Genomic DNA, 21,933 nt, shown 5'->3' with positions numbered 1-21,933 from the left:
CCACCATGGACGACGAGGCGCGCCACCGCGACCGCATGCGCCGTAAGAAGGAGCTGATCGATCGCCGCATCGCACGTGCGACGATCGATCGCGGCGTCCTTGTGGTGAACACCGGCAATGGCAAAGGCAAGAGCTCGTCGGGCTTCGGCATGCTGGCGCGATCGCTCGGGCACGGTTTCCGCTGTGGCGTGGTGCAGTTCATCAAAGGTAGTTTTTCCACGGGCGAAGAGGCCTTCTTCCGTCTGTTCGAGGATGGCCCCTTGAGCTATCACGTGATGGGCGAGGGCTATACGTGGGAGACCCAGGACAAGGCGCGCGATATCGCCGCCGCGATGGCGGCCTGGGAGGTCGCGGAGGGCATGCTGAGCGATGCGAGCATGGACTTCGTGCTGCTGGACGAGCTGAACATCGCCTTGGTGAAGGGCTATGTTCCGCTCGATCGGGTACTGGCGGTACTCCTCGCGAGGCCGCCGCAGCAGCACGTAATCATCACGGGGCGCGGTGCCCCGGATGACCTGGTCGCGTTGGCCGATACCGTGACGGAGATGCGCGTGGTCAAGCATGCGTACCAGGCGGGTATCCGTGCGCAGAAGGGGATCGAGCTGTGAGTCGCGACTGCCCTGCGCTGTTCGTGTCGGCGCCGGCTTCCGGGCAGGGCAAGACCAGCGTCACCGCGGCCCTGGCGCGCGCGCATGCACGTCGGGGCAAGCGGGTGCGGGTGTTCAAGACGGGCCCCGACTTCCTCGATCCCACCATCCTGGCGCGCGCCAGCGGTGCGCCCGTGTATCAATTGGACCCCTGGATGGGTGGGGACGGTGATGTGCGTGCGCGCCTGTACGAGGCCGCCGGTGACGCCGACCTGATCCTGGTCGAAGGCGTGATGGGGCTCTTCGACGGTTCGCCGTCGAGCGCGGATCTCGCCATCGCTTTCGGCCTGCCAGTGCTCGCGGTGATCGACGGCAGCGCCATGGCGCAGACCTTCGGCGCACTGGCACATGGGCTGGCTACGTATCGTCCGTCGCTTCGCCTGAGCGGCGTACTCGCCAACCGCGTCGGCAGCGCGTATCACGCCGGCTTGCTGCGGGACAGCCTGCCCGCCGGTGTCGACTGGTACGGCGCGTTGCCGCGTGACGCTGCGTTGACCTTGCCGGAACGTCACCTCGGCCTCGTGGCTGCCGCGGAGCTGGACGACCTCGACGCCCGGCTGGATGCGTTGGCCGATGCCTGGGAGGCGCAGGATCGCGTCCCGCTTCCGCCACCCGTGATCTTCGATGACGTCGTGCTGCCGGCATCGCGCGTGCGTCTCGATGGGGTGCGCATCGCGGTCGCGCAGGATGCGGCGTTTGCCTTTCTGTATCCGGCGAACATCGATTTGCTCCGCGAGGCCGGTGCGGAGTTGCTCTTCTTCTCGCCGCTCGCGGGCGATCCGTTGCCGGCGTGCGACGCGGTCTGGTTGCCGGGCGGCTACCCCGAACTGCACATCGACACGTTGGCGGCACGTGACGATCTTCGACGCGATCTTCGCGCGCACGTGGACGCCGGCCGGCCACTGCTCGCCGAATGCGGCGGTCTGCTCTACGCGTTGGATCGGCTTGCGGATCGCGAGGGGCATACCGGCACGATGGCCGGACTGCTCGAAGGACACGCGACGATGCAGCCCCGGCTCGCCGCACTGGGCATGCAGGAGGCAGCGCTTCCGGAGGGAGTTCTGCGCGGACACTCGTTCCACTATGCGCAGGCGAGCATCGGCAGCGGTGCGTTGGCAACCGCACACAACCCACATGGCGGACCCACGGCCGAGCGCATTTATCGACGCGATCGCATGACCGCGAGTTTCGTGCATTTCTATTTTCCGTCGCAGCCGGATGCGGCGGTGCGCCTGTTCCTCCCATGACGCTGGCGCTCACACTGTTCGCGGCTTACCTGTTGGATACGCTGTTCGGCGAGCCGCGGCGTTGTCACCCGTTGGTTGGTTTCGGTCGGTGGGCGAGTGCGGTGGAAAAGTGGTTGCACGCGGACAGTCGTTGGGCCGGCATCGCCGCCTGGGCGGTGGCGGTACTTCCGGCGGTCGTGCTGTTGTGGAGCGTTCGCCGTGTTGTTCCGTTCCCGGTGACGTGTGCCATCGACGTCCTCGTGCTCTATCTCGCGCTGGGTCGGCGCAGCCTCGGCGAGCATGCACGCTCGGTTGCCGATGCACTGGACGATGGCGATCTCACGACGGCGCGCCTCGCGGTCGGACGGATGGTCAGTCGCGACACCGAGGTGCTCGACGCGTCGCAGGTCGCTGCGGCAGCCACGGAATCGGTGCTCGAGAACGGGCATGACGCCGTGTTCGGTGCCTTGTTCTGGTTCGTGCTGCTCGGTGCGCCCGGCGCCTTGCTGTTTCGTCTCGCGAATACGCTCGATGCCATGTGGGGCTACCGCACGCCGCGCTACGGGCGTTTCGGCAGCGCGGCAGCGCGCATCGACGACGTGCTCGGGTTCGTCCCCGCGCGGTTGACGGCATTCACTTATGCCTCCCTTGGCCATTTCGTCACGGCATGGCGTTGCTGGCGCACGCAGGCCCCCATCTGGGACAGCCCGAATGCAGGCCCCGTGATGGCGGCGGGGGCGGGCGCCTTGCGCACGCAGCTTGGCGGCGCGGCGCCCTATCACGGCCAGTGGGAAGAGCGCCCTATCCTTGGTGAGGGCGACGCACCGGATGCGCAGACGATCCGCCGCGCACTGCGCCTCGTGGATCGCGGCACGATCGCATGGCTCGTGGTCGCATCGCTGGGTGGGGTGGCCGCGCATGCTTGAGCACGGTGGCCGACTCGAACGCGCCGCACGCGACTACGGCATCGCTCGCGACGCGTGGCTCGATCTCTCCACGGGCGTGAGTCCCTACGGGTGGCCCGTACCGCCCATCCCTTCGCGTGCCTGGCAGCGTCTTCCCGAAGATGACGATGGGCTGCTCGACGCGGCGCGCGCGTATTACGGTGTTCACGACCTGCTTCCCGTGGCGGGATCGCAGGCGGCCATCGCCGCGTTGCCGCGGCTGCGTGCGCGATCGCGCGTCGCCGTGATCGAACCCACCTACGCCGAGCATGCCCATGCTTGGCGGCAGGCCGGGCACGAGGTGACATCGCTGACGCTGGCCGATCTGCTCGCCCGCGTCGCTGACTTCGATGTCGTGATCGTCGTTCGTCCGAACAATCCGACCGGTGAGTGCGCATTGCGCGAGCAGTTGTTCGATGCGATGAGACGTCGCTCGGCAGATGCCGGAGCGTCGGTGAGTGACATGCCCTGGCTCATCGTGGATGAGGCATTCGTCGATACGCGTCCGCAGGAGAGTCTTCTTGCGGATCGGTGCGAAGGGCTCATCGTGCTTCGCTCGGTCGGCAAGTTTTTCGGCCTCGCTGGCGCACGTGCGGGCTTCGTTGCGGCATGGCCCGTCTTGCTCGATGCGCTGGCCGAGGCGTTGGGGCCCTGGACGTTGAGCGGACCGACGCGCTACGTGCTGACCCATGCGCTTGCCGATACGGCATGGCAGGCCAAGGCGCGTGATCGCTTGCAGCAGGCATCGTCGCGCCTCGCCACGTTGTTGAGCGGTCACGGCTTGCCGCCCTCCGGCGGCTGCGAGTTCTTCCAGTACGTTCGGCACGACCGCGCGGGGGCGTTGCACGACGCGCTGGCGCGACGCGCGGTGCTGGTTCGCCACTTCGCGGTACCGCAAGCACTTCGATTCGGTCTTCCCGCTGATGACGCGGCGTTCGCACGGCTCGACCGAGCGCTGGCCGAGGTGCTGGCATGAGCGCGAAGGTGCTCATGGTGCAGGGCTGCACGTCGGACGCCGGCAAAAGCACCGTCGTGGCCGCCCTGTGCCGCTGGTTGCATCGTCGCGGCGTCGCCGTCGCGCCGTTCAAACCGCAGAACATGGCGTTGAATTCGGCGGTCACGGTGGACGGAGGCGAAATCGGCCGTGCCCAAGCCGTGCAGGCGCAGGCAGCCGGCGTCGCCCCGCATACGGATTTCAATCCGGTGCTGCTCAAGCCGAACAGCGATACGGGCGCCCAGGTGATTGTGCACGGACATCCGGTGGGCAACATGGATGCCGTCGGCTATCACGCCTATAAACAGGTGGCGATGGATGCCGTGCTCGCCTCGCATGCACGACTCGTCGATACCTACGAGGCCGTGGTGGTGGAGGGCGCGGGCAGTCCCGCGGAGATCAATCTGCGCGATCGCGACATCGCGAACATGGGCTACGCCGAGGCCGTCGATTGCCCGGTGCTGCTCGTCGCCGACATCGATCGCGGTGGCGTCTTCGCGCACCTGGTCGGTACGCTTGCGCTGCTGTCGGAGAGCGAACGCGCGCGCGTCGTCGGCTTCGTCATCAACCGCTTCCGCGGCGACCCGGCGTTGCTCCAGTCCGGGCTCGAGTGGCTCGAGCAACACACCGGCAAACCCGTGCTCGGCGTGCTGCCCTATCTGCACGGGCTGGTGCTGGAAGCGGAAGACGCGCTCCCTCGCAAGAGCGAACAGCGAAGCGGCGCACGCCTGCGCGTCGTCGTACCGGTGTTGCCACGGATCAGCAACCATACCGACCTCGACGCGCTGCGCCTGCATCCGGACGTTGCCGTGACCTTCATCGGCCCGGGCCACGCCTTTCCGCCCTGCGATCTCGTCGTGCTGCCGGGCTCCAAATCCACGCGTGCCGACCTGGCCTGGTTGCGTGCGCAGGGCTGGGACGAGGCGATTCTGCGCCATGTTCGCTACGGTGGCCGCGTGCTCGGCATCTGCGGTGGCATGCAGATCCTTGGGCGTACCGTGCACGACCCCGAGGGCATCGAAGGTCCGCCGGGATCGAGCGACGGTCTCGGCCTGCTCGATCTCGACACCACGCTGGCGCCGACCAAGCAACTGCGCCTCGTGACCGGGAGACTCGTACCCGGCGATGCCGCAGTAAGCGGTTACGAGATCCATTGCGGGGTAAGCGTCGGGCCGGCCATGGCGCGGCCCGCCTTGTGGCGAGACGACGGTCTGCCGGAAGGTGCCCGCTCGGATGATGGACGCGTCGTCGGCACCTACCTCCACGGCGTGTTCGATCATCCTGAAGCGCTGGCCCACTGGCTCGGTGAAGCGGGACTGACGAAGAGCGCACCGCTGGACGTGAAGGCGCTGCGCGAAGCCAGCCTGGATCGTCTCGCCGATACGATCGACGCACATATGGACGTCTCGATGCTCATGCGCTTGTTCGGCCTCGACCCATGTTGACGCTCATTCTCGGCGGCGCGCGTTCCGGTAAGAGCGCACTGGCGGAACGTCTCGCGATCGACAGTGGACGGGAAGTGGTCTACATCGCTACCGCGCAGGCGCTCGACGACGAAATGTCCCAGCGGATTGCGCATCACCGCGCTCGCCGTCCTTCCGCATGGATATCGATCGAGGAACCGCTCGCACTGGCTGCAACGCTGCGCGAGCATGCGCGCGATCACCGGCTGTTGCTCGTCGATTGCCTCACGCTGTGGCTGTCGAACCTGCTCGGCATAGGCGACACACAGCGCTTCGTCACGGAGCGCGACGCGCTGTTCGATGCGCTGGTTGCCGCACCCGGCGACGTCGTTCTCGTAAGTAACGAGGTCGGGCTCGGCATCACGCCGCTGGGCGAACTCACCCGTCGCTTCGTCGACGAAGCTGGCCGTCTCCATCAAGCGCTTGCGCAACGTTGCGACCGCGTGGTCTTCGTCGCCGCGGGCCTGCCCCTCACTTTGAAAGGACCGTCGCCATGACCGACTGGCTCACCGTGCCCTGTCGCATTCCGGATCGTGCCGCCATCGCCGCTGCCACGGCGCGGCAGGGCACGCTGACGAAACCGCCGGGGTCGCTCGGTGCGCTCGAGGCACTGGCCGTGCGGCTAGCCGGATTGCAGAGGAGCGAGCGACCCCGCGCGGACCGCGTTTGGATCGCCGTCTTCGCGGGCGATCACGGGGTGGCGGCCGAAGGCGTCTCCGCATTTCCGCAGGCCGTCACGGGCGAGATGCTGCGTAACTTCGCGGGTGGCGGCGCGGCCATCGCCGTCCTCGCACGCGAACTCGGCGCCACTCTGGAAGTGGTGAATCTCGGTACGGTGAACGATCCCGGCGAGATCGACGGTGTCACCCGACAGGTAATCGCGCCATCCACGGCGAACCTGAGTATCGAACCCGCCATGACCGACGCGCAACTCGATGCGGCGCTCGATGCGGGGCTTGCCAGCGTTCGCCATGCGGTTGCTGCCGGTGCCGAGATCTACATCGGCGGCGACATGGGCATCGGCAACACTACGGTCGCGAGTGCGCTTGCGTGCGCGCTGCTGGACGAACGGCCGGAACGACTCGCCGGCGCGGGTACCGGACTCGATGCCGATGGCATCGCGCGCAAGGCTGCCGTCATCGCGCAGGCGCTACAGGTGCATGCGCTGGCGACCTCGCCACGCGAGCGGCTGCGCCGCCTGGGTGGCTTCGAAATCGCGGCGCTGTCCGGCGCCTATGTGGCGGCCGCGCAACATGGCCTGCCCGTGCTGGTGGATGGATTCATCAGCAGCGTGGCGGCACTCGCTGCGACGGCGCTGCATCCCGGCGTACGTCCATGGCTGATCTTCGCCCATCGTTCGCATGAGCAAGGCCACGCGCGGGTGCTCGCTGCGCTGGACGCCGAACCATTGCTCGATCTTGGCCTGCGTCTCGGCGAAGCGAGTGGCGCGGCACTGGCCGTGCCGCTGTTGCGCCTGGCTTGCGCACTGCACGGTTCGATGGCGACATTCGCGGAAGCTGGGGTGTCGGAAGGATGAGTATCGATCTGCTTCGTCACGGCGACACGGGTCAGCGCAGTTATCGCGGACAACTCGACGATCCGCTGTCCGAGCTTGGCTGGCAGCAACTCAGGGCGGCGGTGCGCGAACGCGCCTGGGATCGCATCGTCTCCTCATCGCTGTCGCGTTGCGCCGCGTTTGCCGGGGAGCTTGCTGCGGAGCGCGGCGTGCCGCTGCGTATCGATGCGCGACTGGCCGAGTATCACTTCGGTGCATGGCAGGGCGTACCCATCGAGACGCTCGCCGAACGCGATGGCGATGCGCTGGGGCGCTTCTGGGCGGATCCCGTTGCGTGTCCGCCACCGGAGGCGGAGACCTTCGATGCGTTTCGTGCGCGCCTCGTTGCCGCACTCGATGCGGTGGCGACCGAAGGGGCCGATGCGCGCGTGCTGGTGGTGACGCATGGGGGCGCGATTCGTCTCCTCCGCTGCATCGCCGAGGGACGAGGCTTCGGCGACATGGCGGGCATCGATGTTCCACACGCGTCGTTGCATCCGCTCACCTGGGGGCGTTGATGCGCGGGCTGGCCGTCGCGTTCGCCTTTCTCACCCGATTGCCCGTGCCGGTGCAACGCATCGATCCTGCGACACAGGCGGCTTCGTTGAAGTGGTATCCGCTGGTCGGCGGCATCGTCGGTTTGCTGCTGGCCGGGCTCGTGGCGGTCATGCACGCGTGGCCGATGCTGCCGTTGGCCGCGGTGGTCGTGGTCGCGTGGGTGGCTTTGACCGGGGCGCTGCATCTGGACGGCCTGGCGGACAGCGCCGACGCATGGATCGGCGGCATGGGCGACCGGGAGCGCACGCTTGCCATCATGAAAGACCCGCGCAGCGGCCCGGCGGGTGTGGTCGCGCTGGTGTCGGTGTTGCTGCTGAAGTTCTCGGCGCTCGCCACGCTCGGCGATACGTGGTTGCTCGTGTTGCCGCCCTTGCTGGCGCGCGGAGCGGTCGTGGCGTGGTTTCTCACCACGCCCTACGTGCGCAGCGGCGGGCTCGGCGAACCGCTGCGCGGCGCGCCCGCGAACGGGTGCTGGATCGCGCTCGCACTGAGCGCGGCGGTGTCGCTGGCGTTCGGTATGGCGGGCATCTGGGCCCTCATCACCGCCGTGACGACGGGCGCCCTATGGCGGCGTGCGGTCGTGCGTCGGCTGGGCGGTTTCACCGGCGATACGGCCGGCGCGCTCATCGAAATGATCGAGGGTGTGACGGTCGTCGTGCTGGTCGTCGCACGCTGAGGCGATCGCGGCCGTGTCGTCACCGACACGGCCGTAGGGCTACGGTGAGGACCTCAGCCGCCGATCTCGCGCATCCAGGCGTCCATGCCGCCTTCGACATTGAACACCTGCGTGAAGCCGTGCGCGGCGAAGCGCTCGGCGGCAGCGCGGCTGGAGACGCCGACGTTGCAGATGAAGGCGATCGGCGTGTCCTTCGGGAGCTGGCCCAGTGCCTCGTAGCCTTCGTTTTCGAGAATGCGCGCGCCCGCGATGGGTTCGACCATTGCGCGGTTGTGTGCCGGGCGCGTATCGACCAGCACCACGTCGCCCGCGTCGAGCTTGGCCTTCAGCTCCTGCACGCCGATCGAGGCGATCTCGGCGGCGCCCGGGAACTTGAGGCTCAGGCCTTCGCCCTGCACGGTGGAGACCCAGTCGATCACGATGCCGTTGGCGCGTGCGGCGCTGCCCGGATCGAAGTGCACCTCGATCCCGCTGGCGACGGTCACGATGTCGTGGTCGCCTGCCGGCGCCAGCTGGAAGCCGGCGCTATGGTCCGGGCCGATCTCGAGGTGCAACGCCATGCCCTGTGCATTGGCCATGCCGCCGCGGATGGCCTCCGCCGCCTTTTCGGTGATGGTGATTTCCGGCGGCGTGCGGTCCGGCGCGGCCTGGCCGAACAGCGTGTGCAGCTCGCCGCTCGTGTACATCTGACGAATGATGTCCGATCCGCCGACCAGTTCGCCCTTTACATAGAGCTGCGGAATCGTGGGCCACTGGCCGAATTCCTTGATGCCCTCGCGGATCTCCGGGTCTTCGAGCACGTTCACCGTGTGGTAGCTCGGGATCACGTCGTTGAGGGTATTGATCGCCGCGGCGGAGAAACCGCACATCGGCTGCTGGCGCGTGCCCTTCATGAACAGCACGACGTCGTGCTGGCCGAGCAGGGTTTCGATGCGCTCGCGGGTGGGGGTATCAAGGGCCATGGGGGTCACCGCGGAGGAAAGGGGGCCATTTTACCGGCATCCACCGCACATGGGCCCGTTCCGCCCCGTTTCAACCGGCCAGGCGCCTGGGCGCCCGGCCTCAGCGCACCAGCGACGCCAGATCGTCCAGGGCGGGAGCCGTCCCGCGCAGGGCCGAGAGGTTGGCCCGGCAGTCGGCCAGCGGGGCGAAACCCAGCACGGCTTCCGGCGAAGGCAGCACGGTTTCCCGGCTGACCCGGCCCAGCGGCGTGACCTGTTCCGTCCAGTGGATGAGTTCCATGGCGCCGGTGAAGTCCTCCACGAGGGCCGTGCAGTGCTCGACCCAGTCGCCATCGTTCAGGTAGAGCACGCCGTCCATCGGGCGGACGTGACCGAAGTGGATGTGTCCGCAGATGTGCCCATCGAAGCCGCGCTCGCGCGCGTCGTTCGCCACGCGTTGTTCGTAGCCGCGGATGTATTCCAGCGCCGCGCCGACATGCGACTTCAGGATGATCGACAGCGGCAGATAGGGCAGTTCGAGACGCGAGCGCACCGCGTGCACGCGACGGTTCGCCCAGCAGATGAAGCGATGCAGCGTGTCGCCGAGCCACGAGATCCAGCGCCGACCGACGTGCTCGGGATCGAATTCGTCGCCGTGGCTCACGCGATAGCGCCGACCGTCCGCACCTTCGTGGATGGCGTCCAGTTCCACGCGGATGCCCGCGAGGCTGGAGCCCGCCAGACCGCGTAACTGGTAGTCGTGGTTGCCGGGCAGGTAGATCACTTCCACTCCACGCGCGGCGATGGCGACCAGTTCGGCGATCACCGCGGTGTGGTCCGCATGCCACCAGTGGCGCTTACCGAGCGCTTCCAGATCGACGATGTCGCCGACGAGGTAGAGGCGCTCGCAGTCGAGGCTGCGAAGAAAATCGAGCAGATAGGCCGCCTTGCAGTCAGGCGTACCGAGATGCACGTCGGAGATGAAGGCGCTGCGGCAGGTGAGCTTCGCCATGGAAGGTTCCCGGGAGTGGTCCCGGGTCCCCAGTCTCGGGCCATGAGGTAACCGCCGCATGGCGAAGGTGTTGCAGCGAGGTTGCGGTGGTCGCTACGGCGTGCCGCGTTCGCGCAGTGCCGCCTCGGCCGCGGGAGCGATCAGGGTGACCCACATGGCGTACTGCGCAGCGGACGGATGCAGCCCGTCATCCACGAGCATGCCGGGGTTTGCCGCGGCGTCGCGCGAGGTTGGCGTGACGTCCACCCAGCGCGCATGCGCCCGCAGCGTTTCATCGCGGGCGATGGCGTTGAAGGTGTCGATCTCGTTCGCGATGGCGGTGCGGTCGCGCCCTTCGGCGAACGACGTGACGCCCCAGTCGGGAATGGAAACGACCACGACACGGCGCACATCGCCGGCCAGATCGGCGGCACGTTGGAGCAAACCGAGGAAACGCTCCCGGTAGCCCGCTGCGGGGTACCCGCGATACTGGTCGTTCACGCCGATCAGCAGCGTGACCAGGGCCCAGCCCGGTGTCAGTGCGGCCGCATGCATGGCGGCCGACAACTCGTCGGTGGTCCAGCCGGTGGTTGCGACGATGCGCGGCCCGTCGACCGCGATGCCGTGTTCACGCAGGCGAGCGACCAGTTGCACCGGCCAACGGCCGGCTTCCGCTACGCCTTCGCCGATCGTGTAGGAATCGCCGAGGGCGAGAAAACGAGCCGGCGCCACCTCAGGCCACCGCGCTCGCCGCAGGTTGCGCTTCGTCCGCCATGCGCGCCAGCACGCGGCCCATTCGCACGAAGACTTCGGCCAGTTGTGCCGGCTCGGGAAGAAGCGTGAGGCGCAGGTGCCGGCTTGCGGCGAGATTGAAGCTGGTGCCGGGCACCACGAGTACGCCTTCGTCTTCCAGCAGGCGCAGCGCAAAGGCGGTGTCGTCGAATTGGGGCAGGGCGTCGGCGCGAATCCGCGGGAACGCGTAGATCGCGCCACCCGGTGCGACGACATCGAGGAACGGACTGGCCGCCACGCTTTCCAGCACGATCCGGCGCGCCTCGTGCAGGCGGCCACCCGGCGAGGTCAAGGCACCGATGGTGGGGGCGTCGAGCAGTGCCGGGCGGACGGCCCACTGTGCCGTGACGTTGGCGCAGAGGCGCAGTGCCGCGAGCAGTTGCAAGGCATCGCGATAGGCGGCGGTGCGCTGCGGATCGCCCGACAGGCTCATCCACCCGACCCGATAGCCGCAGGCGCGATGCACCTTGGACAGGCCGCCGAAGCTGACACAGGGGTGATCGCCGGCCACCGCAGCAAGGGGCTGAAAGGGTGTGTCGTCGTACAGAATCTCGTCGTAGATCTCGTCGCAGAGCAGCAGCAGGCCGTGTCGCCGCGCCACCTCCACGATGCGCTCCAGCAGCGCCTTCGGATAGACCGCACCCGTGGGATTGTTCGGATTGATCAGCACGAGCGCGCGCGTGCGCGGCCCGATCAGTGCGTCGATCTCGTCCGGATCGGGGAGGTGTCCGTTCTCGGCAAGGCAGCGGTAGTAGCGTGGGTTGCCATCGTTGAGGATGGTGGCCGCGCTCCACAGCGGGTAGTCGGGACTCGGCAGCAACACTTCATCGCCCGGCTGGAGCAGGGCACGCAGCGAAATGTCGATGAGTTCGCTGACGCCATTGCCGATGAACACGCGTTCCACTTCGACACCGACGGCGCCACGCGCGCGCTGCTGGTCCACGATGGCCTCGCGTGCCTCTTCGAGACCCTGCTCGTGCCCGTAGGCCTCGCTGTCCACGAGGTGCGCGCCGATGGCCTCGCGCAGGTGTGGCGGCACCGAAAAGCCGTAGCGGCCGGGGTTGCCGATGTTGAGCTTGATGATCGGCAGTCCTGCCGCTTCCATCTCGCGCGCGCGCCGGGTCAGGGCGCCACGGATCTCGTAACGCACTTCCGCCAGGTGCGCGCTGGGCTTGATCGAGGACACGTAGACGTCTTCCGAAGGTGCAGCCGGGCCCTTTCCCGGCCGCCGTCACCGGATCGTAACAGCGTCCTTGCGCGCCCGCGAGGCGGAAAACGGGCGACGAGAGGGCATAATCGCGCCCATGGAACACTCCTCGGACCTGGCGCGCCTGCGCCATATCGGCTGGCGCGATCCCGCCCTGCCTGACGATCCACGCCGCCTTGCGCGCGTGGTCGCGCAGCATCGGGCCGGTTATGAACTGCACGACGGCTCGTCCGCCTTCAATGCGCAGCCCGCGGGGCCCTTCCTGAAACGCGGTCTCGATCCGTCGCTGCGCCCGGCCGTGGGGGACTTCGTCTTCCTCGACCATGCGAGCCATCCGGTGATCGAAGCGGTGCTGCCACGACGCTCGGTGCTCACGCGTGCTGCGGCCGGCGAACGCTACGAACGGCAGATCATCGCCACCAACATCGACTACGTGCTGGTGCTGACCGGCCTCGACGGCGACTTCAACCCCGCGCGCATCGAACGCTACCTCACGCTCGTCGAAGGGTCGGGTGCACGGCCTGTCGTGCTGTTGAGCAAGGCCGACACGGCGGTGGATGTCGAAGGTGCGGTGGCCGCGCTTACCGAACGCTTGCCCGCCGAAGCGGCCGTGCATGCGATCAACGCCAAGGACCCGGCGACGGTGGGCCTCCTGGCGGCCTATCTTGGACCGGGTATGAGTGCGGTGCTCGTCGGTTCCTCCGGTGCCGGCAAGTCCACGCTCACGAACACGCTGCTGGGCGAGGAGCGCATGGCCACCGGCGCCGTGCGCACGCACGACAGCCGCGGGCGGCATACCACCACGCATCGCGCACTGCTTCGCCTGCCGACCGGCGGTTGCCTCATCGACACGCCCGGCATGCGCGAGCTGAAACTCACGGGCGAGGAAAACCTCGATCTCTTTGCGGATATCGAGGCCCTTGCCGCGCAGTGCCGCTTCGCCGATTGCAGCCACGGCAACGAACCGGGTTGCGCGATCCAGGCGGCGCTTGCCTCGGGCGAACTGTCGCCCCAGCGCTGGCGCAACTACCTCAAGCTGCACGACGAGCGCGAGGAGCAGGCGGCCACACTCGAAGCACGCCTGAAGCGCAAGGCCGGGCCACGGCATACCGGTCGGCCACGCCGCGGGGATTGGTCGCGCGACCCCGATTGAACGTTTTCATCGTGGAGCGGTCGCTGGGCATTCCTACGCCCAAAGCGTCGTGCGCCGACATACACGGTGAGCGATGGTGACTAGTTTTCCTGCTTCATTCGTAGAGCAGGGAAATCGTCATGGACATGAAGTCGTATGGGCGCCGCGCGTTGGCCGTCGCGCTTGCGGGGGCACTTGCCGCACCAGCGCTCGCCGCGCCGAGAGCACAGGAGTTGCTCGTCGAAAACGGCATGGCGCTACTGCTCGACAGCGGTGATGTGGTGCGTACCTCCGGGCCACGCACGACGGCGGTGACCGTGGGCGAGCGCGCAACGCTGGACGCGGAAGGTGTCAGGATCGCCAACGAAGGCGCTGGCGTGCGTGGACATCGAAATTACGGTGTGCTTGCGTCGCACGGAGCTGACGTATCGCTGCTGGACAGCGATGTCGATCTGCCCGGCACGTGGGGTGTAGGGCTTCAGGCACAGCGCAACGCGATGTTGAACCTGCGCCGTACCCGCGTGAACCTCTCGGCCGACAACGGTCTGGGCGTCGCCACGACGTCGGGAAGCTTCGCGCTGCTCGACGACGTACGGATTCACTCGGCAAGTGGCGGAACGGGCTTGTTGGTCAGCGACGAGGCGTCGCGTCTCATCGCGCAGCGCAGCCGCGTGACGATGCAGGGTGCCGAGGCCATGGCCCTGTCGATCTTCGGTGGCGAGGCACAGGTTCGCGAGACGCTGCTGGATGCTCGTGACGGTCGTGCCATCGATACGCGAGCGGGCACGGGCGGCACGGCGCATGTCGTGCTCGACCGTTCGACGGTGCGTGGTCGCGTCCAAAGCGGCGATACCGGTCTCTCGTTGGACGCCCGCCGAGGCACGCTCGAAGGCGACATCGTGCGCAGCGGTCCGGCGCCGCTGGACGTCGCGTTGGCCGAGGGCACGTGGCGCGGCGCCGCAAGTCGCGTGAGTTCGCTGTCCGTCGTGGACGGCACCTGGACGCTCACCCGCGACAGCGACGTCGAGGCGGTGCGCCTGGAGCAGGCCGGCCATATCGCTTTCGATCGTTCGGGGACCGAATTCCACACCTTGCGCGTGGGTTCGTGGCGGGCCTCGCCGGATGCTGTCGGCGTCACGCTCGGCGTGCGGCTCGATGCTGGTGGCCCGCTGCAGCGGCAGGCCACCGATCGTCTGCTGGTCCATGGCGATGCCTCAGGTCAGACGCTTCTTCACGTCACCAACGTCGGCGGCACGGGTGCTTCGACGGCCGGCTGGAATGGCCGCAACGGACCCAAGGACGGCATCAGTCTGGCTCAGGTCTCGGGCAGCGCGCGCGCCGATACGTTCCGCCTCGCGGGTGGCTATGTCGCGGTCGGCCCGTGGCAGTACCGTCTGCAGGCCTATGAACCGGGCCGCAGCGACGCGGCGCAGCGTGTGGTCGAGGGCGAGGGGCAGGGTTACTGGGATTACCGCCTGCAGAGTGCGCATGTCGAAGCACGTAGCCGAAGCGGAGGCTCGCGTGCGGCGCTCGCGCCGCAGGTGCCGACGTATCTGGTACTCCCGCATGCACTGTTCGGCTACGGCCAGGCGTCGCTTGACGCAGTGCAGGCGGAACGGACGAATGAATCGCGCGATCCCGCATGGCATGTTCGCGCATTCGGCGGCGACGTCGCCTACCGCAGCAATCTGCCGTTCGCATCGTATGGCTTCGATTACGAGCGTCGTGATAGCGGCTTGCAGGTCGGCGGCGATCTTCTGGTGCTTGGCTCTGCCGACGCGACGCTACGCATGGGTCTCACGGCCTCGCTCGGCAACACGCACGTATCGCCCCGTGCGCAAGACGGCACGAGCACCGCTCACGCCAATGCACGCGGCCTGGCTTGGCATTCGGTGCTGGCGACGGAAAGCGGCTGGTCGTTCGCATCGAGCTACGCGCTTACCCACTACCGCATCGACGTACGTACGCCATCGCGAGGCGAGGTACTGCCGCGCCTGCGCGCGAATGCCAGCGATGCGAGCCTCGCCATGGCCTATGGCTGGCAACCGACCAAGCGACTGCGCGTCGAACCCGGGGCCGCGTTGCTCTGGCAGCGTCTGCGTTTCACGCGCGCCATGGATCACGACGGCATCGACGTGATGGCGGGTTCGCCGGAGCGTCTGACGGCACGCTTCGGTGCGCGGGTGTCGCTGGCATTCGAACCGAAGGGAAACACGTTGCACGCGTGGTCGCCGTATGCGGACCTGCGCTACGCGACCACGCACGATGCACGACGTACGTTGCGGCTTTCGGATGAGCCGTTGGCCACCGGGCGTTCGGGGCGCAGCATCGACCTCGCCGTCGGCGCTCACTTCGAACTCGGGGCGCGAGTCACGGCGACCGTGGACACGACGGCCCGCATGCGCCGAACCCGCGGCGGCGAGTCCGGGAGCACGGCTCGGCTTGGCCTGACTGTCGCGCTGTGACCTCCCAGCCGCCGCACCGTTGCACACGGCTGTAAAGGGTGCTTGACATGACCCCGCGAACGGCCTCAGGATGTGTCAAGCGTACTTGACTCCACCCTCCTGAGGTCGTTCGCATGCGTCCTGTCCACAAGCGTTATCTGCGTGAGTTCTTTCCCGCCATGTTTGCCTACGTGGTGCTGCTGTTGCTCTCCGTGACCTGGCTGAAGACGCTGGAGGGCACCTGGGCACGGACCCTTGTCACGCTGCTGCCCGTCGTGCCGATTGCCTTCGTCATTCGCGCCATGGTGCGCGTGATCCGCGATCAGGACGAATTCGAACGGCGTATCGATCTGGAAGCCATCGCGATCGGTGGTGGCATCGGCGGCTTCGGCTTTTTCACGTACGGCATGCTGCTGAACGCGAAGGTGCTCCCGCCCTCCTCCGCGGAGTCCGTGGCAATCTGGGTGCTGCCGGTGCTGATGGGTTGCTTCGGCGTGGCGAAGTGCGCGGTGCGCCGGCATTACCACGCGCAATGAACAACCGGCTACGCGAATTGCGCACGATGCGTGGCTGGTCGCAAGCGGACCTCGGCGAACAGCTCGACGTATCACGACAAACGGTCAACGCGGTGGAAACGGGCAAGTACGATCCCAGCCTGCCGCTTGCCTTCAAGATCGCCAGGCTCTTCGACCTGCCTATCGAAGCCATCTTCATCCCAGGGGAATGACGGCATGAAATCAGCGCCACGGTTCGCCATCGTAGTGGCGATCGCCGTAGCCGTCCTGGCTGGACGGCACGCCATGCAATCGCGCGACGGCGGTTCACCCGAGCCACCCACGACGCCCGCCGCGACAAAGCCGGCGCCGCCGCGCGTCTGGCAGGTCGGTTCCTTGGAACTGAAGCCCTGCGAGTTGGCGCAGCCGCACACGGGTCTGTCCACCGCGGCGTGGTGTACACAGTTCAACGTGCCTGAGGATCGTGCGCACCCCGAGGGTCGCAAGATCGCGCTCCGCCTAGCCATCGTGCGCAGCAGCGCGCAGGTACCCGCGGCGGACATGGTGGCGTTCATTGCCGGCGGTCCGGGTCAATCCGCGGCCGAAAGCTATCCGGTGATCGCACCGGCCATGGCACCGTTGCTGGCGCATCGCAACCTGCTTCTGCTCGACCAGCGCGGCACGGGCGATTCGCATCCGTTGAGTTGCCGCAACGACGAGCCGGGCGTTCCCGGTGGCGCGGAGGACACGAGCAACTTCGACGCGGCGGCTGTGCGCAAGGAAACGCGCGCGTGTCTCGATCAGCTTTCGCGCGATGCAGACGTGCGCTTCTACACCACGACGGATGCCGTGGCTGACCTGGAAGACGTGCGCCGTGCGCTGGGTTCCCCGCAGTTCGACCTGTTCGGTGTCTCCTACGGCACCCGCGTCGCCCAGCAGTACGCCATGCGCCATCCCGAGGGTCTGCGCACGTTGATCCTCGACGGCATCGCACCGAACAGTCTCGTGCTCGGCGAGGACTTCGCGGTGAACCTCGACGCAGCACTCAAGGCGCAGTTCGCACGCTGCTCGGCCAACGCCGCGTGTCGCGAGCGCTTCGGCGATCCCTATCAAACGCTTTACCAGTTGCGCGACGCGCTACGCGCCAATCCGCACAAGGTGAGCTTCCGCGATCCGCAGAACTACGCGTCGGTGCAGCGCGTGCTCAGCGAATACTCGCTTGCCACGGTGGTGCGCATGTTTGCCTATTCGCCGGAAACGGCGGCGCTGCTTCCGCTGTCGATCGATGCCGCCGCGCGCGGCGACGTCGGTCCGCTGCTCGGCCAGGCCAAGCTGCTCACCGGCGACCTCGGCGACACGATGGACGGCGGCATGCAGTACTCGGTGATCTGTTCGGAGGACGCCGACCTGCTGAGCCCGCGACCGCAGGACAAGGACACGATTCTCGGTGAGGGCATGATCGAGGCGTTTCGCGCCGCCTGCTCGGTCTGGCCGCATGGCGTGCGGCCGGCCAACTTCCACGAGCCGCTCAAAAGCGACGTACCCGCCCTGCTGATGTCCGGCGAATTCGATCCCGTCACACCGCCGCGCTATGGCGACGAGGTGCTCAAGGGTCTGCCCAATGGCCGTCATCTCGTCCTGAAGGGGCAGGGTCACAGCGTCGTCACGCGCGGCTGCATGCCGCGTTTGCTCGACCGCTTCATCGACAAGGCCGACGCGAAGACACTCGATACGAGTTGCCTGGATCGCCTTGCCCCGCTGCCCGTCTTCGTCGGTTTCAACGGAGCTACGCCATGATCGAAGTGAAGGATCTGCACAAGGCCTTCGGTGACGTGCGCGCCGTGAACGGCGTGAGCTTCACCGCGCGCGATGGCGAAATCACCGGCTTGCTCGGTCCCAACGGCGCCGGCAAGACAACCACGCTGCGCATGCTCTATACGTTGATGACGCCCGATTCCGGGCAGGTGCTGGTCGACGGCATCGACGCCTCGACCGATCCGCTCGCGGTACGGCGCCAGCTCGGCGTGCTTCCCGATGCGCGGGGGCTGTACAAGCGCCTTACGGCCGCTGAGAACATCGATTACTTCGGTCGCCTGCACGGCATGCCCGCCGCGCTGCTCGCACAGCGTCGCGAAGCGTTGATCGATGCGCTCGAAATGCGCGACATCGCGGCGCGGCGCACCGAGGGCTTTTCGCAGGGACAGCGCGTCAAGACCGCCATCGCGCGTGCGCTGGTGCACGACCCGCGCAACGTCCTGCTCGACGAACCCACCAACGGCCTCGATGTGATGGCTACCCGCGCCATGCGCCGGTTCATGCGCCAGCTTCGCGATGAAGGGCGTTGCGTGCTGTTCTCCAGCCACATCATGCAGGAGGTGGCGGCGCTGTGCGATCGCATCGTGGTGATCGCGCACGGCCGGGTCGTTGCCGACGAAGCACCCGATGCGCTGCTGGCGCAAACGGGCGAGACCAGCCTTGAGGATGCCTTCGTGAAAATCATCGGTACCGACGAGGGGCTTGCCGCATGAGCGCGTTCACCGCCGTCTACTGGAAAGAAGTTCGCGAGAACCTGCGCGATCGTCGCACGTTGATCAATGCCTTGATCACGGGTCCACTGTTGGGGCCGGTCATGTTCATCATGCTGATGAACGTCATGGTCAATCGCGAGCTGGCGAAGACCGATCGACCGCTGGTTGTCCCCGTCGTCGGCGCGGATCTCGCGCCCAATCTCGTCGCGGCGCTGAAGAGCGCCGGGATCGACGCCGCCCCGCCGCTCTCCGACCCCGAGAACGCCGTGCGCGAGCAGCGGACGGATATCGTGGTGCGCATTTCGTCGAGCTATCCCGCGGCGTGGAAAAACGGGCAGCCGGTGCAGGTGGAGCTCATCTACGATTCCTCGCGACGCGACGCTTCCACGCCGGTGATGCGCGTGCGCAGCGTGGTGGAAGGCTACGGCAAGCGCGAAGGCGCCATGCGCTTGATCGCCCGTGGACTGTCGCCGACGACGGCCTGGCCGGTACAGGTGGCCGATCGCGACCAGGCGACGTCGCAGTCGCGCTCCGCGCTGATGTTTTCGTTCCTTCCGTACTTCTTCGTGCTGACGGTTTTCCTTGGCGGCATGTACCTCGCCATCGATCTCACCGCGGGCGAACGCGAGCGTCAGTCGTTGGAGCCGCTATTCGTCAATCCGGTCGCGCGATGGAAGATTCTGGCCGGCAAACTGGGGGCGATCTGCAGCTTTTCCGTCGTGAGCCTGCTGCTCAGCGTGGCTGCGTTCGCCACGGCGCCGTGGTTCATTCCCACCGAGAAGCTGGGTATTGCGCTGGATCTCGGGTGGCGTTTCGGCTCGCAGGTCGTCTTGCTGATGCTGCCCCTGATCCTGCTGCTCGCCGCACTGCAATCGCTGGTCTCGGCGTTCGCGAAGAGCTATCGCGAGGCGCAGACCTACCTCTCGATCCTCATGATCATCCCCGTGCTGCCGAGCGCCTTGCTTTCGGTGATTCCGGTGCGCGCGGAGCCATGGATGTATGCGGTCCCGCTGCTCGGACAGAACCTCGGCATCGTCCAACTGCTGCGCGGCGACGGCATGCCTGCGTGGCAGACCGGGCTGTGTCTTGCCGGCGGGTTTGTGACCGCGGCGCTGGCGGTGTGGGGTACCGCACAGCTCTACCGTTCGGAGCGCCTCGCCATCTCCGGCTGATGCGTCAGCGCCAGCGGACGTCCACGCCGACCAGGAAGGTTCGGCCCGGCGCCGGTTCGTCGTAGCGTCCGTTGCCGTCGTTGACGATGACCGAGCCGACCACATGCCGGTCGGCGAGGTTGTCCACGCGGGCGAAGGTGTTTACGCGCCAGGGGCCGTTGTCGAACACGTAGCCGCCGGACAGGCCGAACAAGGTGTAGCCCGCCGCGGAAGCGGTGCCGAGATCGTTGGCCGACGTGGCGCCCATCGCATTCATGTCGAGGCCGGCTTGCCAGCCGACCTCGCCGCCGAGTTTCAGCGCGGCGTAACCTGTCGCGCGCGGTACGCCAGGAATGCGCGTGCCTGCCTGCACCGGGGTGTCGGGCGCCGCGCAGCCGGCAGAGACACAGGTCAGGAAGGGGGTGCGGAAACTCGCCTGCAATCGCGTGTACGCAGCGACGAGATGCACGTCGTGGGCAAGCTCGGCGTTGAACGACGCCTCGATGCCTTGCCGTCGCGACCGTGCAATGTTCTGGTACGTGGTACGACCGCCGAGATTGGTGGCGACCGCCAGCTCGTCGTCGCTGTCGGCACGGAAGAGCGCCAGGCCTGCCTCCACGCGTGCGGACGGACGCAGTTTCAGACCCACTTCCGCATTGCCCGAGCGCGATGGTTTCAGGTCGAAAGCGAGACCGGCACCCCGATCGGCGCGATAACCCAGTTCTGAAAACGTTGGCGTCTCGAACCCGCGGCCCCAGTTCGCATAGGCGTGCAGCCATGGCGCCGCGCGCCACAGTACGCCGAACACCGGTGTGGTCGCGGCATAGCGCACCGTACCGCTGTCGTCGGGATTCCCCGGCGCGACGTATCGATCGCTCGAACGGAAGCGGACTTCGCTGTGGCGTACGCCGCCCATCAACGTCCAATCGTCCGCCACCCGCCACGTCGCTTGCGCATACTGATCGAAGTCGAATACGCGGTCGATCTCGTCGCGCCGCTTCGCGCCGCGCACGCCGAGCTGATTGCCCACGAAGTTCTCGTAGCCCTGGCGATGCTGTTCCTGGTTGTCGTAGGCCACGCCGGCCGCCAGCTCGAACGGCCGACCGGCGAGCGTGTCGCGCCAGGTCCAGCGCACGTCACCACCGCCGTATTCGTTGTCGAGGTCGACCACCCCGCCTGAGTTACCCGGCTGGGCGACCTGCGTGGCGACGGGAATGGAAAGGTATTGGGTCACGCCGCGCTGGCCGTAGTAACTCATCACGCGCAGGCTGTTCGATGTGTCGATTCGCTGGTCGTAGATGAGGCCGACCTGCTGCTGGTCCACCGACTTGCGCGTGTCGTACGTGTCCGCCACGGCAGCAGCCTGGCGCGGATCGGCCTTGAACTGCGCATGCGTCAGACCGAGCGGGTCCTGCGCGTCGGGAACGTCGAGTGCGTTGAGCACGAGCGTGAGCTTCGCGTCCTCGTTGACCTTCCAGCCGATCTTCGCATTACCCGACTCGCGCCGAGCCGCACTGTGATCGCGGTAGCCGCTGGTGCGGAAATGGGTGAAGTCGATGTTGTAGTCGACAGGGCCGTCCACCCCGCGGGCGTTCACCGAACTGCGCAGATTGCCGTTACTGCCCCCGGCCACGCCGAAGCGGAGCTCCGCCGGATCGGTACCGTCGGCAGTGAAGACCTGCACCACGCCGCCGGACGCATTGCCGTAGAGCGCCGAGAACGGGCCTCGCAATACTTCGATGCGTTCGGCCGAATCGAGATTGAAATGCGAGACCTGCCCCTGGCCGTCGGGCATGCTCGCCGGGACGCCATCGGTATAAAGCCTGATGCCGCGAATGCCGAACGTGGATCGCGCGCCGAAGCCGCGAATGGAGACCTGTGCATCCTGCGCGTAGTTCTGGCGGTCGCGTACGACGAGCCCGGGAATAGCCTGCACGCGCTCGGACAGGTTGACGTCCAGCGAGCCATCTTCCGGCGTCGTAACGACGTCGATGGCGGCAGCAATGTCGTATGGCGATTGCGCGCTCCGCGTGGCGGTCACGACGATCGGCGCCAGCCGGGCATCCTGAGCCGTCGCTACCGTCGACAGCGCGATGAGGATGCCGCCGGCCAAGGGGCGGAGAGTGGGCAGGGGCATGGGTATTCCGACGCAGGGGAACCGTCATGATGGGCGGGAAAGTGTATGCGTTA

At 67.2% G+C, this 21,933-nt stretch carries 21 protein-coding genes; 16 read left to right on the top strand and 5 right to left on the bottom strand.

The genetic code is table 11. The features are described 5' to 3' along the window. The first annotated feature begins 5 nt into the window (after positions 1–5). The 9 genes from cobO to BT115_RS17395 are packed head-to-tail and all read left to right on the top strand — an operon-like array spanning position 6 to position 8,063. The gene (gene cobO / locus BT115_RS17435) at positions 6–608 is read left to right on the top strand and encodes a cob(I)yrinic acid a,c-diamide adenosyltransferase (RefSeq protein ID WP_143144632.1); all 603 of its coding nucleotides are present in this window, start codon (positions 6–8) and stop codon (positions 606–608) included. Further along, positions 605–1,894: a cobyrinate a,c-diamide synthase gene (locus BT115_RS17430; protein ID WP_072323911.1), complete on the top strand. Its 1,290-nt coding sequence runs from the start codon at positions 605–607 to the stop codon at positions 1,892–1,894. The genes cobO and BT115_RS17430 overlap by 4 nt, the downstream gene beginning before the upstream one ends. Continuing rightward, entirely contained in the window at positions 1,891–2,799 is a 909-nt protein-coding gene (gene cbiB, locus BT115_RS17425) for an adenosylcobinamide-phosphate synthase CbiB (RefSeq protein WP_072323910.1), read from the top strand. The genes BT115_RS17430 and cbiB overlap by 4 nt, the downstream gene beginning before the upstream one ends. Further along, a complete protein-coding gene (gene cobD, locus BT115_RS17420; RefSeq protein ID WP_072323909.1) occupies positions 2,792–3,793 on the top strand; it encodes a threonine-phosphate decarboxylase CobD in 1,002 nt (333 codons plus the stop codon). Before cbiB ends, cobD begins: the two co-directional genes overlap by 8 nt. Next, positions 3,790–5,256: a cobyric acid synthase gene (locus tag BT115_RS17415; protein WP_072323908.1), complete on the top strand. Its 1,467-nt coding sequence runs from the start codon at positions 3,790–3,792 to the stop codon at positions 5,254–5,256. Before cobD ends, BT115_RS17415 begins: the two co-directional genes overlap by 4 nt. Continuing rightward, the gene (gene cobU / locus BT115_RS17410) at positions 5,250–5,771 is read left to right on the top strand and encodes a bifunctional adenosylcobinamide kinase/adenosylcobinamide-phosphate guanylyltransferase (RefSeq protein WP_072323907.1); all 522 of its coding nucleotides are present in this window, start codon (positions 5,250–5,252) and stop codon (positions 5,769–5,771) included. The genes BT115_RS17415 and cobU overlap by 7 nt, the downstream gene beginning before the upstream one ends. Next, positions 5,768–6,811, top strand: coding sequence for a nicotinate-nucleotide--dimethylbenzimidazole phosphoribosyltransferase (gene cobT, locus BT115_RS17405; protein ID WP_072323906.1), 1,044 nt, complete (start codon positions 5,768–5,770; stop codon positions 6,809–6,811). The genes cobU and cobT overlap by 4 nt, the downstream gene beginning before the upstream one ends. Continuing rightward, positions 6,808–7,347 (top strand): histidine phosphatase family protein, encoded by a 540-nt coding sequence (locus BT115_RS17400; RefSeq protein WP_072323905.1) that lies wholly within the window; start codon positions 6,808–6,810, stop codon positions 7,345–7,347. Before cobT ends, BT115_RS17400 begins: the two co-directional genes overlap by 4 nt. After that, on the top strand, positions 7,344–8,063 hold the full coding sequence (locus BT115_RS17395; protein ID WP_072323904.1) for an adenosylcobinamide-GDP ribazoletransferase: 720 nt from the start codon (positions 7,344–7,346) through the stop codon (positions 8,061–8,063). Before BT115_RS17400 ends, BT115_RS17395 begins: the two co-directional genes overlap by 4 nt. Before the next feature lie 53 nt (positions 8,064–8,116). Here BT115_RS17395 and grxD read toward each other — a convergent pair whose 3' ends face one another. The 4 genes from grxD to BT115_RS17375 form a co-directional block, all read right to left on the bottom strand. Next, the gene (gene grxD, locus BT115_RS17390; RefSeq protein ID WP_072323903.1) at positions 8,117–9,025 is read right to left on the bottom strand and encodes a Grx4 family monothiol glutaredoxin; all 909 of its coding nucleotides are present in this window, start codon (positions 9,023–9,025) and stop codon (positions 8,117–8,119) included. Positions 9,026–9,125: 100 nt separating this feature from the next. Continuing rightward, a complete protein-coding gene (locus tag BT115_RS17385) occupies positions 9,126–10,016 on the bottom strand; it encodes a UDP-2,3-diacylglucosamine diphosphatase (protein ID WP_072323902.1) in 891 nt (296 codons plus the stop codon). A 93-nt stretch (positions 10,017–10,109) separates the two neighbouring features. Further along, positions 10,110–10,727, bottom strand: coding sequence for an SGNH/GDSL hydrolase family protein (locus BT115_RS17380; protein ID WP_255369462.1), 618 nt, complete (start codon positions 10,725–10,727; stop codon positions 10,110–10,112). 1 nt (position 10,728) lies between these two features. Further along, positions 10,729–11,973, bottom strand: a complete 1,245-nt coding sequence (locus tag BT115_RS17375; protein ID WP_072323901.1) for an aminotransferase class I/II-fold pyridoxal phosphate-dependent enzyme — start codon at positions 11,971–11,973, stop codon at positions 10,729–10,731. 118 nt (positions 11,974–12,091) lie between these two features. Between BT115_RS17375 and rsgA the strand changes: the two genes are divergently transcribed. The 7 genes from rsgA to BT115_RS17340 all read left to right on the top strand — a co-directional run bounded on the left by rsgA (position 12,092) and on the right by BT115_RS17340 (position 19,764). Continuing rightward, a complete protein-coding gene (rsgA, locus tag BT115_RS17370; protein WP_072323900.1) occupies positions 12,092–13,147 on the top strand; it encodes a ribosome small subunit-dependent GTPase A in 1,056 nt (351 codons plus the stop codon). 119 nt (positions 13,148–13,266) lie between these two features. Continuing rightward, complete coding sequence (locus tag BT115_RS17365) at positions 13,267–15,591, top strand: autotransporter outer membrane beta-barrel domain-containing protein (protein ID WP_072323899.1); 2,325 nt, start codon at positions 13,267–13,269, stop codon at positions 15,589–15,591. Between the two features lie 113 nt (positions 15,592–15,704). Then, positions 15,705–16,106, top strand: coding sequence for a hypothetical protein (locus BT115_RS17360; RefSeq protein WP_072323898.1), 402 nt, complete (start codon positions 15,705–15,707; stop codon positions 16,104–16,106). Further along, positions 16,103–16,297 carry a helix-turn-helix transcriptional regulator gene (locus BT115_RS17355; protein ID WP_072323897.1) on the top strand — a complete coding sequence of 65 codons (195 nt, stop codon included), beginning with the start codon at positions 16,103–16,105 and terminating at the stop codon, positions 16,295–16,297. The genes BT115_RS17360 and BT115_RS17355 overlap by 4 nt, the downstream gene beginning before the upstream one ends. Positions 16,298–16,301: 4 nt before the next feature. Continuing rightward, the gene (locus BT115_RS17350; RefSeq protein WP_072323896.1) at positions 16,302–17,861 is read left to right on the top strand and encodes an alpha/beta hydrolase; all 1,560 of its coding nucleotides are present in this window, start codon (positions 16,302–16,304) and stop codon (positions 17,859–17,861) included. Next, complete coding sequence (locus BT115_RS17345) at positions 17,858–18,592, top strand: ABC transporter ATP-binding protein (RefSeq protein WP_072323895.1); 735 nt, start codon at positions 17,858–17,860, stop codon at positions 18,590–18,592. The genes BT115_RS17350 and BT115_RS17345 overlap by 4 nt, the downstream gene beginning before the upstream one ends. Continuing rightward, entirely contained in the window at positions 18,589–19,764 is a 1,176-nt protein-coding gene (locus BT115_RS17340) for an ABC transporter permease (protein ID WP_072323894.1), read from the top strand. The genes BT115_RS17345 and BT115_RS17340 overlap by 4 nt, the downstream gene beginning before the upstream one ends. A gap of 4 nt (positions 19,765–19,768) precedes the next feature. Here the strand turns inward: BT115_RS17340 and BT115_RS17335 are convergent, their stop codons facing one another. Further along, positions 19,769–21,880: a TonB-dependent receptor family protein gene (locus BT115_RS17335; protein ID WP_072323893.1), complete on the bottom strand. Its 2,112-nt coding sequence runs from the start codon at positions 21,878–21,880 to the stop codon at positions 19,769–19,771. Positions 21,881–21,933 lie beyond the last annotated feature (53 nt).

This window comes from Luteibacter sp. UNCMF366Tsu5.1, from assembly GCF_900119235.1.
Classification (GTDB): Bacteria; Pseudomonadota; Gammaproteobacteria; order Xanthomonadales; family Rhodanobacteraceae; genus Luteibacter; species Luteibacter flocculans.
This window is presented reverse-complemented; position numbering and strand designations above follow the sequence as displayed.

Bases quoted from the DNA above. Each gene is read 5' to 3' on its own strand.
- BT115_RS17385 (WP_072323902.1), bottom strand. From the start codon at position 10,016: ATGGCGAAGCTCACCTGCCGCAGCGCCTTCATCTCCGACGTGCATCTC.
- cobO (WP_143144632.1), top strand. From the start codon at position 6: ATGGACGACGAGGCGCGCCACCGCGACCGCATGCGCCGTAAGAAGGAG.
- BT115_RS17360 (WP_072323898.1), top strand. From the start codon at position 15,705: ATGCGTCCTGTCCACAAGCGTTATCTGCGTGAGTTCTTTCCCGCCATG.
- BT115_RS17355 (WP_072323897.1), top strand. From the start codon at position 16,103: ATGAACAACCGGCTACGCGAATTGCGCACGATGCGTGGCTGGTCGCAA.
- BT115_RS17400 (WP_072323905.1), top strand. From the start codon at position 6,808: ATGAGTATCGATCTGCTTCGTCACGGCGACACGGGTCAGCGCAGTTAT.
- cobU (WP_072323907.1), top strand. From the start codon at position 5,250: ATGTTGACGCTCATTCTCGGCGGCGCGCGTTCCGGTAAGAGCGCACTG.
- BT115_RS17365 (WP_072323899.1), top strand. From the start codon at position 13,267: ATGGACATGAAGTCGTATGGGCGCCGCGCGTTGGCCGTCGCGCTTGCG.
- cobD (WP_072323909.1), top strand. From the start codon at position 2,792: ATGCTTGAGCACGGTGGCCGACTCGAACGCGCCGCACGCGACTACGGC.
- cbiB (WP_072323910.1), top strand. From the start codon at position 1,891: ATGACGCTGGCGCTCACACTGTTCGCGGCTTACCTGTTGGATACGCTG.
- BT115_RS17340 (WP_072323894.1), top strand. From the start codon at position 18,589: ATGAGCGCGTTCACCGCCGTCTACTGGAAAGAAGTTCGCGAGAACCTG.
- BT115_RS17345 (WP_072323895.1), top strand. From the start codon at position 17,858: ATGATCGAAGTGAAGGATCTGCACAAGGCCTTCGGTGACGTGCGCGCC.
- BT115_RS17335 (WP_072323893.1), bottom strand. From the start codon at position 21,880: ATGCCCCTGCCCACTCTCCGCCCCTTGGCCGGCGGCATCCTCATCGCG.
- cobT (WP_072323906.1), top strand. From the start codon at position 5,768: ATGACCGACTGGCTCACCGTGCCCTGTCGCATTCCGGATCGTGCCGCC.
- BT115_RS17350 (WP_072323896.1), top strand. From the start codon at position 16,302: ATGAAATCAGCGCCACGGTTCGCCATCGTAGTGGCGATCGCCGTAGCC.
- grxD (WP_072323903.1), bottom strand. From the start codon at position 9,025: ATGGCCCTTGATACCCCCACCCGCGAGCGCATCGAAACCCTGCTCGGC.
- BT115_RS17415 (WP_072323908.1), top strand. From the start codon at position 3,790: ATGAGCGCGAAGGTGCTCATGGTGCAGGGCTGCACGTCGGACGCCGGC.
- rsgA (WP_072323900.1), top strand. From the start codon at position 12,092: ATGGAACACTCCTCGGACCTGGCGCGCCTGCGCCATATCGGCTGGCGC.